Raw genomic sequence first — 11,770 nt, forward strand, 5'->3', positions numbered from 1 at the left:
TACCGATCCGCAACGGGCCAACGCCGTTTGGTGGGGCGAGGTCGAAGTCCATGCGGGCATGATCCCAAACAGGTCTGTCAGCGAGTGACGAAGGGGCCATCCAGGCCCGGCAGGTTACAGAGTGTGAGGGCTCCACAGAAGTTGGACCAGAACCCGTACTCGTGGACAAAGCCACCGGGCCAGCTGACTGGCCTCGATCCCTTCCTGAAGCGTGCTTGTCTCCACCCGCGTATGGCGAGACATAGGACGGGGTGGTGTGTTGAAGATGGAGTTGATGCCGGAAGTCGTCTCCTGCTGGGCTATCTCCGCAGCCGCATGCCTGTCAGGAATGAGACAGACACCGTCAGTCGGGATCCCATGCTTTTCGATCACCTTGAGCAGCGCGCTGGCCGACAGCACCCGCCCCTTGTTCGCCTCCTCTCCCGGCCACTCGGAGGCAACGATCGCGGCCAGGCCATTGGAGAGCCCTTGGTCGAAGATTCCCTCCCTGCCCGCCATGGACGGGGCGAAGAAGTCATCGTCGGTCGGAGCAGGATCGAAGGGATTCGGCCGCGGCTCAGGGGGCGGCCGGAGCGTTGTAGTGAAACTGTCTCGGCAGCCCGGCTGCCAGCACGACAGCACATCGGGCGAACTCTCTGGCTCGCTGCTCGTTCATGGACACCATCGTGCCGTGCGTACGACAACCGGACCGACGTTATCGCTGCCGTACCAGCAATAGCTACGTAGCTGGCCGCCTGCCTGCGGCCGCACCTGCACGACTCCGCGGGCGCGGCCGGAGGCCGAAAGAGCTGGGGCATCGCCTACGCGCCGGCGTCGTCCGCGAGTTCGTAGGCGAGAGGCCGGTTGCCGCAGGCTCGGCGAGGGGCATCGGTCGGCACCGACATCTCACCCTTGCGGGAACCAAGTCCGTTCGGCGCCGTGCTGCTTTGCACCGCTCAGGCCATGGAGCGGGCGCTCGCAGCCAGGGCGGCTCGCCGACGAGGGAAGTCCGACAGCAATGGGGCGATCTTCTCCGAGGTGTACGGAGCACCGGCGATGCCCCGACCGGCCAGGGTGTTGAAGAGTTCGTCTGGGGTCGGCTCTGTGCCCTGGTCGTCCAGGTGCTGGGCCCACGCCGCATAGATACGGAAGGGCGGCAGGTACCGGCGCAGGGTGGAGGGGCTGACGGGCGCTCCGCCGCGTCCGGTCATGCCCTTCTCAACGAGGTACTGGGACAGGGCGCTATCGCGGGGCTCGTGTCCGTGCTGCTGGACGTACTCAGCCCAGGCGAGGTAATAGCGGTCCACGGTGGTGAGCGGTTCGACCGCAACGCTATCCAGCACAGGGGCTCCCCCCTCCGCTTCAGCCGCCGCAGAACCCATTTCCGCCTCAGTGGCTGACGCCGGAGCCGGCACGGCCTCTGCTTCTCCCTCGACTTCCTCGAAAGGCAGGGGGTCAGGTAGGGCTTTCGTGAGGTCGACGGCACCGGGATCGAGGTCTTGCTCCTGGGTGGCGGTGAGCTCCTCGACCGGTATGGGGGCCTCCTGGCCGATGACAGCGTGGACTGTCCGGCGTTCAGCGGACAGCGCCACCGATGGGTGCTGCGCCGACTCGGAAGCGTTGAAGTTCCCCGGCTGGGCCGCTCCCGCCGTTCGCGACGCAGTGTCGGCCACCCAGCTGTGCTCTGTGGCCGCTACGCCACCGTCCCGTTGTGCGAGTTGCAGGTCGCGGGGTGAATCAGCGGCCTCGAGTCCCAGGACGTGGGGCGCGAGTACGAACTCAGGCGGAAGGTTGATGCCCGCGACGGCGGGACCGCCCGGGGCGGTCTCGGCGAGAGGAACACCGCGCAAGGTATCTGTCGGGCGGCCCGAAGCAGCTGCCGCTACCGCACGGCGCCGCAAAGCGTCGGCCATGCTGGGCTCTGCGGCTTCCTGGGCGCTGCGCCGCTGTGCGAGTTGCGAGTCATGCGATGAAGCGGCTGGTGGTTCCGGGGTGCGGGTTGCGGAGGCGAGCCCGCGGGAAGAACCGATGCCCGCGGCGGCGCGGCCGGCTGGGGCGGTCTCGGCGAGCGGGACGCCGTACTTCGCCAGGCGCAGCGGCATCATCGACTCGACGGGTGCCTTGCGGCGCCAGTTGCGGCCGAAGCGGGCCTGGAGGCGGGCCTGGTAGATCAGCCGGTCCTGTTCGAGCTTGATGACCTGCTCGTAACTGCGCAGCTCCCAGAGCTTCATTCGGCGCCACAGCTTGAACGTGGGGACGGGGGAGAGCAGCCAGCGGGTGAGGCGGACGCCTTCCATGTGCTTGTCGGCGGTGATGTCCGCGATCCGGCCCACCGCGTGCCGTGCGGCCTCGACGGCGACGACGAACAGGATCGGGATCACCGCGTGCATGCCGGTACCCAGCGGGTCGGGCCAGGCGGCCGCGCCGTTGAAGGCGATCGTTGCCGCCGTCAGCAACCACGCCGACTGACGCAGCAACGGGAACGGGATCCGCATCCACGTCAGCAGCAGGTCCAGCGCGAGCAGGACACAGATGCCCGCGTCGATGCCGATCGGGAACACCAGGGAGAACTTCCCGAAGCCCTTCTCCTCGGCTAGTTCACGCACGGCGGCGTACGAGCCCGCGAAACCGATCGCTGCAATGAGTACGGCGCCGGCGACGACGACCCCGATCAGGACTCGGTGCGTTCGTGTCAGCTGCACGGGATGCCCCGAGTTTGCTGCCCCCACTGTCTCCTGTCCCTCCTGCACATCCTGTGTCACGTCGGGTAACACTCTCACGGCCATCCGACACCTCGCATAGCCCATAAGGCGCGGCTCGCCCTTCACAGCAAGGGCTGCGCTGTGCGGCGGCCTGCTATTCGCAGCCCTCGTCACCCTGGCGTCGCCCGGCCTGTTGGTCGTATCGCTGCTGCCAGCCGACGGTCAGTCCGTGCCAGAACACAGCAGACGTCGCAACGGCTTCCACAATTTGACCAACCGCAGCCCAGTAGGTGTCCAATTCTTGTAAGGTGGAGGCATGAGTGCAGAACTGAGCGGCGTCGAAGCGCTGCTGGAGGAAGCTCGCCTGACGGCGTCGATGCCGTCCCACACTGAGCGTCGGCGTCTGCGTGAGGCGGCCAGCCTTTCGCGCGCCCAGGTCGCCACAGCTGTGGGCGTCGGACGCTCGACCATCGCCAACTGGGAGGACGGGACTTCGGATCCACAGCCCCCCGCTCGCCTTGAGTACCTGCGCCTGCTGAAGGGCCTGGCGGAGATCTATCCGGCGGCTGCCGCTCCCGAGGAGGCACCGGCGGAGCCGACACCGGCAGCGTTCGTGCCCGCCCCGGACACGTTGCGGGGTCAGGACGGGCTGGCTGTGGAGGGTCGCCCCGGCCCCTGCATCCGCTGCGGTGTCGAAACCGCCTACCAGACCACCGACGGCCGCCCGATGCACGCCGGTGGTTTCTGCCAGCCCGTCACCACCCAGACCGCCACCGCCCCTACGGCCCCCACGCCCGTTCCCCCACAACCGGTCTCCCTTCCCGCGGCCCCGGCCTCGCCGACTCCGGTGCCCATGGCGACGCGGCCGCAGCGCCGTGCCCGCTCAGCCGCCCGCGCCCAGGAAGAGACCACCGGCCTCATCAGCCGCGCCGTCCACGAGGAACTCGAACGCGCCGCCGGCGACGTGGAGGAGGCCCTCAAGGCCCTCATCAAGCGCGCGATCCCTGACGTCATGGCGTTGTTCGCCGAGACGCGTGCGACCGGCCGCTACGACTACACCGCCTACCCGGCGCTGCCCGACATCCTGAAGAAGCCCTCGAAGAAGGACCCGGACCAGATCTGGGAGGCCCGCCCCCGCTTCCACCACCCCGACTACTCACTCCGGGCACCCGGCCACATCAAAGTCACCGCCCTCGACGTCAACGCCGCCTACCTGTCCGCCCTCAAGTGCTGGCTGCCCATCGGGAAGCTCGAGCACAGCACCGGCAGCGACGGCGTCGACCCGAAGCGCTCCGGGGTCCACCTGATCACTCCCGCACCGTGGAACCACCCCTACCTGCCCGACCCGATCGGCGACCGCGACGAGCCCGGCGCCCTCTGGGTCACCGACGCCACCCTCCGCCTCCTGCAGCGCCTCTCCGGCCCGAGGTACGGGCTGGCCGAAGACCCGGAGGTCCACGAATCGTGGACCTCCGGCGCGACGGAGAACTTCCTCGACGCGCTGCGCAAGACCCTCACCGCCGCGCGGGAGACCGCCATCGCCCAGGACGACACCCTGACCCTGGAATACATCAAGGCGATGTACAGCAAGTTCATCTCCACCATGGGCGAGTCGATCCACAACCGCGAGATGGTCCGCCCGGACTGGATGCACATCATCCACTCCCAGGCCTACGCCAACCTGTGGGGCAAGGCCTTCAAGGCCCACCAGGCCGGCCTCGACGTCGTCAGCATGATGGGCACCGACGAACTCCACGTCACAGGCGACTGGCGCCAGGTCTTCACCGAAGGCCGCGGCGTCTCCCAGATGAAGATCAAGCACAGTGACGCCAAGGCCTCCGGCGAGTACACCGTCGGTAAGGTCTCGCGCTGATGGCCGGCCGCTGGATGGACCTCGGCATGTTCAACGCCCACGGAGTACCGGGCGCCGACGCCCTGGGCGCAGCCATCGAGAACATGGTCACCGGCATCGCCTCGCCCGTCGACAGCGACCGCGGCCTCGCCGCCCGACTGCGCTACCTCACCAAGACCGACGCCGGATACGAAGCCATGGACCGTGCTGGCATCCACGTCTCCCCGCGCACCCTCATGGCCTGGCTCGCCGAGGAACGCACCCCCAACGGTGCCAACCTCAACCGTCTGGACGCCGCCTACTGGGACCTGCGCCGCCGCAACGTGGCCACCGACCTCAAGCACCGGCTCAACAACGACGGCCGCGGAACCCGTGTCGAGATCAACCCCGTCGACCAGTCCCGCGTCGAGAACAAGCACCAGCGCGACGTCGCCAGCCGCAACATCAACGTCCGAGGCGTCTGGGACCGAGCCGTCGACGCCTGGATCGACGACGACGTCGAAGAACTGGACGCCATCTGGGACGAGATCATCCAGGACCTCGGCTCCGAATACGACGCGTACAGCAACGTCTCCTCCATCGGCTGGGCCGCCTGACCACAGCAACACCCACACAGAGCGGGCCCGGAGTCATCCCAACTGACTCCGGGCCCGCTTTGGCGACCGTACAGCGATGCGGGATGGTTCGACAGACGGGGCCCGTCAACGCCGCTTCGTACATTCCTTGCACGTTGAGGGAGCGAAGGAGCGGGCCCTGCCTTCCTGGCCCCTCCTGCCGATCGGCAGATGCGGCTGAGTGCGGCCGGTACGGTGCCAGGTGAGACGCCGGACCGCAGGAGCAGAGTGTGGCAAAGATCCGAGACCGCGGCGAAGTACTGGGCTTCGGGGCGCCGGTCGCGCTCTTCCTGCCCGAGGTCGCCTACCTCGGGATTACCAACGGCCACCAGTTCATCGCCAACGACTTCTTCGCCTTCATGTACTGCCTGGCCGGCATCGGCTTCGCGTCCGCCCCGCTGTTGGCGTGGCGGCGGGGCGGCGGTTGGTGGCCTGGTGGTGGAAGAAGTACCAGCCGGACTCTGACGAGAAGAGCGCCGCCGACGCGCTGTATCGGCGCCTGTACCGGTCGCTGGACTCCCCGCCCGAACAGTTGCTCATGATCACCTACTGCGCCCGCTATGCCGATGACGGCGGCTTCGACCTTCCCGCGCTGATCCCGCAGGTCTACCTCCACTACGACCCCTACAGCCGCAAGAGCGGCAAGCAGTCTGGAGCGCTGTACCGGCAGCGGATGGACTTCCTGCTCCTGGCCCCGGACCGTTCCCGCATCGTCATCGAGGTCGACGGGGTGCAGCACTACGGGGTCCCGAACCCTCCTGACGAGAAGGGTCGAGTCACCCATACCGCCGTGCCGCGGCTTTACTCGGAGATGGTCGCCGAGGACCGCCGGCTGCGGCTGGCCGGATACGAGATCTACCGCTTCGGCGGCTGGGAACTCACCGCGCCGGGCGGGAAACAGCTCCTGGATGGCTTCTTCAACGACCTCTTGGCGCGACACGAGAAGCCGACGCTGTAGTCGGAGGTCCCGGGGCGCTAACAGCCCGGTGGAATAGGCACCCTGTCGCCTGGGCGCATGAGATGTCCACCGAGATCGCTACCGCCAGGTGGTGTGTAGCGCTGAGTAACTGCTTGAGGCTACGGTCTCGCTGCTGGAGGGCGGCGAAGTCGGCGTGCGCCGTTTCGGCGGCCTCCGGGTACGCCTGGGTCTTCTCGTGCTCGGCCAGCGCCCGGTAGATGTTGGAGAGGCTGGGGCTCTGTCCCTTGCGGCGGCCGGTGGGGATGAGGAGGTCGGGCTGGATGGCCTCGACGGTCTCGCCCTTCGCACGGCGGCGGAGCACGGTGTGCAGCATGTCGTCGGTGATGACCGGCGGTCGGCCGCCGTGGTTGCCCTTGCGCGCCGCGGCGTCCAGCCCTTCGAGGGTGGACTCCCGGATATTCTCCCGTTCCGTCTCCGCCATTGCCGCGAAGAACCCGAACAGCAGGCGCCCCGGTCCGCTGGGGTCGTATATCCCCTGGAGAGGGCCAGCGAACATTTCCAGGACCAGGCCGTGGGCGGTGAGGTGGTGGGCGAGCGCTGTCAGCTCCGCGGCGTCGCGTCCCAGACGCTTCATCTCGTTCACCGTAAAGATGACGCGGCAGTGCGGGGCGTGGGCCTTGATCTCCCTTGCGGCGGCGAGCGCGGCCTCGAACTGCGGGCGGACCCGCATCCGGGTGCTGATCTTCTCGGCGAAGATCTTGTCCCGTGGGATGCCGTGTCCGGCGAGCGCGTCGAGCTGCGACTGGAGTTCCTGGGTGAGGCTGGAGCACCGCACGTACCCGATGCGGATATCCGCGGTCAGGGTGTCGTGATCGACAGGCGCGGGCGCCGGGGTACCGGGCCGCCACGGCTGGCCGGGGCCGCGGTCGGCGGGGGTGGGCACGCGCAGGAGTTTCGCGGGCCGGGGCACCTTGGTGAAGCTACCGGTGTGGTTAGGTCCCGGCAACCGCACCGGAACGCGAGCGGCAGGGTGAGCCTGGCTGAGCGTTGCGGCGTGGGCAGGGGTGGCGCTCGACGTCGTCCGCTTCGGACGTGAGTGCGATCTGAGGGCCCGTCATGACCCCGGATATTGTCACAAATATTTCCCAGAACATGCCTGGACCCACTTTTGATTGAGAACGAGTTGTGACAGTGAATCCGCGACCCGGACCGCTTCCGCCGACTGTTCTTGATCCTGTTCCGAGAAAGGGTCGTTTTGGGACCACCTGTCCCGCGTGCCTGAGCGCCAAGGCGATGGGGTGGTGGGTCCGGACGCGTCGGACCGCCGGATCAGTCGTGGGGGGTGTCGGCCGGATGTGTAGTCGGGGCGGGGGCGGTCTACCAGGAGCTGAGGATCCGCAGTGCGTGGTCCTCAGGGGTGCCAGGTTCGGCGGTGAGGACCATGAACGTGACGTCGGGGTCGTTCGGACTGGTCCAGGTGTCGCAGTCGAGGGTGAGGGGGCCGACGAGGGGGTGTTGGTAGCGTTTGAGGCCGTAGGTGGTGTCGGTGACGATCCGTCCGTTCCACCACTCTCGGAATTCGGGGCTGCGTACCGACAGCTCGCCGACCAGTGTGGCCAGGCGCGGGTCGTCGGAGTTGCTGGCCGTCTCCATCCGCAGCAGTGCCGCGCTGAGCCGGCCCGCGTCCTCCCAGTCGGTGAAGAGGCTGCGCATGGCCGGGTCGAGGAACAGCAGTCTGGTGTAGTTGCGCTCGGATGGCGTCAGCTTGCCGAAGTCCTGGTAGAGGGCCGCTGCGGCCGTGTTCCAGGCGAGGATGTCGTTGTAGCGGCCCAGCACCATCGCCGGCAAGTGGCCGAGGGCGTCGAGCATCCACTGCACCGACGGCCGCACCCGATGCCCGGCGCGGCGGCGCGGGGCGGGGGTCTTGCCCGCCAGTTCGTACAGGTAAGCCTGCTGTGCCTCGTCGAGCCGCAGCGCCCGCACCAGGGAGGCAAGGACAGTCGCGGAGGCCCGCACGCGCCCCTGCTCGATGCGGGTGTAGTAATCGGTGCTCATCGTGGCAAGGCGGGCGACCTCGTCGCGGCGCAGCCCCGGGACACGCCGCAGGGTCCCGTCATCGGCGAGACCCACCTGCGCGGGCGTCAGCTCGGCCCGGCGAGCCTTGAGGAACGCACCAAACTCGGATCGGGATGAACGCGAATCGGACATGACACCACTATGCGTCCACTGTGCCGCGGACTCGGGCCGTCAAGGGGGGAAGGATTCTTCCCCGGCACGCCTTTCTCCAGGCAGGAACCTTCCTCTCCCGCACACGGGTCACAGCGGGCACGGTGAAGTCATGCGAACCGATGTGACCTTCACCAGCGCCGGGATCACCCTCGCCGGCCACCTGTACACCCCCGACACCGCTGCCGACGGCCCGCTCGCCGCCGTGGTCGTCGCTCACCCCGGCGCCGGCGTCAAGGAGCAGACCGTCGGCGCCTACGCCCAGCGACTTGCCGACGCCGGATTCGTCGCGCTCACCTACGACGCCGCCTACCAGGGCGAGAGCGGCGGCACCCCCCGCGGCACCGAGGACCCCGCCCAGCGTGTCGAGGACATCAAGAACGCCGTCTCCTACCTCACCACCCGCCCGGAGATCGACTCCGACCGGATCGGCGCCCTGGGCATCTGTTCCTCCGGCGGCTACGTCATTCCCGCCGCGGTCACCGACCACCGCATCCGCGCGGTCGCGACGGTCAGCGCCGTCGACCTCGCACTGTACTTCCGGGGCGGCCCCGACGGCACCCAGGACCCCGCCGTCCTCCAGGCGCTGCTCGACGCGGCGGCCGCGGCACGCACCACCGAGGCGGCCGGCGAGCCGCTCCCGACGATGTCCGTGCGCCCAACCGAGGAAGAGGCGCGCGCCGGCGGCCGCTACTCCTACGAAGCCTGGGAGTACTACAGCACCGACCGCGGCCGGCACCCGCGCCAGGCCGACGCGTTCACCTTCTCCAGCGTCGACAAAATCGTGAACTTCGACGCCTTCCACCTCATCGGCCTGCTCGCCCCGCGACCGCTCCTGATGGTCGTCGGCAACGAAGCGGCCACCGCCTGGATGTCCGAGGAGGCGGTCAAGAAGGCGAACGAGCCCAAGAGGCTGCACTGGATCGAAGGCGCCAGTCACGTGGACCTCTACGACCGCTACGTACCCCAGGTCACCACCGAACTCCTCCCGTTCTTCACCCAGAACCTCGCGGCGCAGACCGTGCACACGACGGTCTGACACCCCCACCTCCCCGGCGGAAGCGGTCGCGTGGTCCGGGCGCCACTCGCGGTCACGCAACCGCTCCCGTTCGCCATGAAAGGGAAGCAGTTCGGCGTCAACCACCTCGGACACCTTGCGCTCACCGGCCTCCTGCTGGAGGTACTGCTGCCCGTGCCCGGCTCGCGGGTGGTGACCGTCAGCAGCTTCGGCCACCCCATCCAGGCCGACATCCACTTCGACGACCTGCAGTTCGACCGTTCCTACAACCGCGTCGCCGCCTACGGGCAGGCCAAGCTCGCCAACCTGACGTTCACCTACGAACTCCAGCGCCGCCTTGCCCGGCACCACATCGCCGTAGCCGCCCGCCCCGGCGCCGCCGCCACCGAACTCCAGCAGAACCTGCCCCGCCCGCTGCGCAAGGCCGCGGACCTGGCGCTCCCGCTGATCACCCAGCCGGCCTCCATGGGCGCCCTGCCCACCCTGCGCGCGGCCACCGAGCCAGCCGTCACCGGCGGCCAGTACTACGGCCCCGCAGGCATGGGCGGAACCCGCGGCTACCCCGAGCCGGTCGCCTCCAGCAAGAAGTCCCACGACACGACGGCCCAACAGCGCCTTCGGGTCGCATCCGAGCAGCTCACCGACGTCCGCTTCCCCGTCTGACCCATCCAAGGCAATCCGGCCGACCACCCCGTACGACAGAAAAAGGATCACTGTGCGCATTGTCATCTTCGGAGCCACCGGTATGGTCGGGCAGGGAGCGCTGGAAGCCTGCCTACGCGACGAGGAGGTCACCGACGTCCTCGCCATAGGCCGTACATCCACTGGTCGCGCCCACCTCAAGCTCCGCGAACTCCACCACGAGGACTTCACCGACTTCACCGCCGTCCAGGACCATCTGGCCGGTTTCGACGCCTGCTTCTACTGCCTGGGCACCTCCGCAGTCGGCATGAACGAGGCCGACTACCGCCTGGTCACCTACGACTTCCCCCTGGCCGCTGCCCGCGCCTTGCTGACCGCCAGCCCCGGCCTCGTCATCACCTACGTCTCCAGCGCCGGCACCGACGGCACCGGCAAGACCCGCATGATGTGGGCACGCGTCAAGGGCGAGACGGAGAACACCCTGCTGGAGCTGTCACCGCGGGCCCACATGTTCCGCCCCGCGTTCATCCTTCCTCTGCCCGGCACCACGGCGAAGACTGCGTCCTACGTCCTGCTGTACAAGGTGATCGGCCCGCTCTACCCGGTGCTGCGGCGCATCACGCCGCGCTACGTCACCACGAGCCTGCAACTGGGCCAGGCCATGATCCGGACCGCACGCGGCGGCGTGTCCCGCCGCGTGCTTGCCACAGCCCACATCAACCAACTCGCCGCCCCCTGATGGCCGGCACCGTAACGACCACGGCGGCGACGCGGCAGAGAGGGCACCCTCCGAGCTTCAAAAAACTTTCGTTTCTTGAAGCTCGGAGAAGGAGGAGAGGCCGGTCCTCTACCCCGTGACACGAGGGTGTCACGCCGGGGCTGCGGCCTCCTCCTCCTGCGGGGCGCGCGGGCCTGGCACCGCGGCCCGGATGGACAGGTCCAGATCGAGACGGCTGTTCATGTCCAGCTCGAACCGGCCGTACGGGTTCACATGGGTCCAGTACAGCGGCGACTGGGCCCGCCGGTCCGCGTCCGTGAGCAGGCCAGCCCACTTCGGATCGGCCAAGACCTCCTGCACCAGCAGCGTGTTGACGTGCACCAGCGCGGACTGGAGCAGGTGCAGCGCGAGCATGCTGACCTCCTGCGACTCCTTGTCCGCACCGGCCAGGTCACCGTCCTTGCCGTAGAAGAGGTCCCTGTTCGCGGAGTTTCAGTTCTCCACCACCTGCAACCCCTCGTGGATCTCCTGTCGCATCTCGACATCGGCGAGGTAGTCGCAGACGAACGAGGTCCGTACCGCCCGGCCCAGCTCCTCGATCGCCCGGTACGTCGGGTGCTTGGGCCCGCCGCGGGTGAACCGGCGCAGGACCTGCTCGGCCCACCTCGCCGCCGTTGGCCTAGACGACCCGTGGACGGGTATCCGCCTCCACCACGGGCCCCGCACAGACGCCCGGAGCAGCATCCCCGCGACGGCGCCAGTCCCCTGAACAAGATCCGAGGTCGGGCGCCGTCGTTGTGCTGTCAGGCTGCCTTCCCCGGCCTGAGGCCAGGGTGGCTACGGCCCGGAGGTCAGGTGCACTACGGCGCGGGTTCGTAGGTCACGGTGGTGGAGGAGCAGTCCTCGGCCGTGCCGAAGAGGGCCTGGCGCTCGGCGTCGTCGACGGCCAGGTCCCACCGGAGTTTCGTTGCGACCCAGGTCGCGGCGTAGGTGCAGTGGTAGGAGGCGTCCGTGGGCATCCACTGGGCGGGGTCCTTGTCGCTCTTGGACCGGTTGGATGCGGCCGAGACCGCGATCAGCGTGTCTGCGGATCCCTGGTC

Annotated in this window: 8 protein-coding genes and 3 pseudogenes; 6 read left to right on the forward strand and 5 right to left on the reverse strand. The window is 68.5% G+C overall.

Annotation, left to right across the window (positions count from 1 at the left end; all coding sequences use genetic code 11):
• Positions 1 to 935: 935 nt before the first annotated feature.
• Entirely contained in the window at positions 936 to 2,681 is a 1,746-nt protein-coding gene (locus ABT001_RS35040) for a DUF2637 domain-containing protein (protein ID WP_351285656.1), read from the reverse strand.
• Positions 2,682 to 2,997: 316 nt separating this feature from the next.
• Between ABT001_RS35040 and ABT001_RS35045 the strand changes: the two genes are divergently transcribed.
• The 3 genes from ABT001_RS35045 to ABT001_RS35055 all read left to right on the forward strand — a co-directional run bounded on the left by ABT001_RS35045 (position 2,998) and on the right by ABT001_RS35055 (position 6,105).
• Positions 2,998 to 4,554: a helix-turn-helix domain-containing protein gene (locus ABT001_RS35045; RefSeq protein WP_351285657.1), complete on the forward strand. Its 1,557-nt coding sequence runs from the start codon at positions 2,998 to 3,000 to the stop codon at positions 4,552 to 4,554.
• Positions 4,554 to 5,129: a transcriptional regulator gene (locus ABT001_RS35050; RefSeq protein ID WP_351285658.1), complete on the forward strand. Its 576-nt coding sequence runs from the start codon at positions 4,554 to 4,556 to the stop codon at positions 5,127 to 5,129. Before ABT001_RS35045 ends, ABT001_RS35050 begins: the two co-directional genes overlap by 1 nt.
• 424 nt (positions 5,130 to 5,553) lie before the next feature.
• Complete coding sequence (locus ABT001_RS35055; RefSeq protein WP_351285659.1) at positions 5,554 to 6,105, forward strand: hypothetical protein; 552 nt, start codon at positions 5,554 to 5,556, stop codon at positions 6,103 to 6,105.
• Here the strand turns inward: ABT001_RS35055 and ABT001_RS35060 are convergent.
• Positions 6,065 to 7,009: a recombinase family protein gene (locus tag ABT001_RS35060; RefSeq protein WP_351285660.1), complete on the reverse strand. Its 945-nt coding sequence runs from the start codon at positions 7,007 to 7,009 to the stop codon at positions 6,065 to 6,067. The genes ABT001_RS35055 and ABT001_RS35060 overlap by 41 nt on opposite strands.
• Before the next feature lie 434 nt (positions 7,010 to 7,443).
• On the reverse strand, positions 7,444 to 8,274 hold the full coding sequence (locus ABT001_RS35065) for a helix-turn-helix domain-containing protein (protein ID WP_351285661.1): 831 nt from the start codon (positions 8,272 to 8,274) through the stop codon (positions 7,444 to 7,446).
• A gap of 130 nt (positions 8,275 to 8,404) precedes the next feature.
• Here ABT001_RS35065 and ABT001_RS35070 point away from each other — a divergent pair, with 130 nt between their 5' ends.
• The 3 genes and pseudogenes from ABT001_RS35070 (at position 8,405) to ABT001_RS35080 (ending at position 10,691) form a co-directional block, all read left to right on the forward strand.
• Positions 8,405 to 9,331: an alpha/beta hydrolase gene (locus ABT001_RS35070; protein WP_351285662.1), complete on the forward strand. Its 927-nt coding sequence runs from the start codon at positions 8,405 to 8,407 to the stop codon at positions 9,329 to 9,331.
• An 87-nt stretch (positions 9,332 to 9,418) separates the two neighbouring features.
• Positions 9,419 to 9,973 (forward strand): annotated as a pseudogene (locus ABT001_RS35075) (oxidoreductase); the annotation flags it as partial.
• Positions 9,974 to 10,025: 52 nt separating this feature from the next.
• Positions 10,026 to 10,691 (forward strand): NAD-dependent epimerase/dehydratase family protein, encoded by a 666-nt coding sequence (locus ABT001_RS35080; protein ID WP_351285664.1) that lies wholly within the window; start codon positions 10,026 to 10,028, stop codon positions 10,689 to 10,691.
• A 129-nt stretch (positions 10,692 to 10,820) separates the two neighbouring features.
• Here the strand turns inward: ABT001_RS35080 and ABT001_RS35085 are convergent.
• Both ABT001_RS35085 and ABT001_RS35090 read right to left on the reverse strand, forming a co-directional pair.
• Positions 10,821 to 11,414, reverse strand: a pseudogene (locus ABT001_RS35085) (Tn3 family transposase).
• Positions 11,415 to 11,530: 116 nt separating this feature from the next.
• Positions 11,531 to 11,770, reverse strand: a pseudogene (locus ABT001_RS35090) (HNH endonuclease); the annotation flags it as partial.

The organism is Streptomyces sp. NPDC002793 (genome assembly GCF_040295485.1).
GTDB lineage: Bacteria > Actinomycetota > Actinomycetes > Streptomycetales > Streptomycetaceae > Streptomyces.

Bases quoted from the DNA above. Each gene is read 5' to 3' on its own strand.
- ABT001_RS35045 (WP_351285657.1), top strand. From the start codon at position 2,998: ATGAGTGCAGAACTGAGCGGCGTCGAAGCGCTGCTGGAGGAAGCTCGC.
- ABT001_RS35050 (WP_351285658.1), top strand. From the start codon at position 4,554: ATGGCCGGCCGCTGGATGGACCTCGGCATGTTCAACGCCCACGGAGTA.
- ABT001_RS35065 (WP_351285661.1), bottom strand. From the start codon at position 8,274: ATGTCCGATTCGCGTTCATCCCGATCCGAGTTTGGTGCGTTCCTCAAG.
- ABT001_RS35070 (WP_351285662.1), top strand. From the start codon at position 8,405: ATGCGAACCGATGTGACCTTCACCAGCGCCGGGATCACCCTCGCCGGC.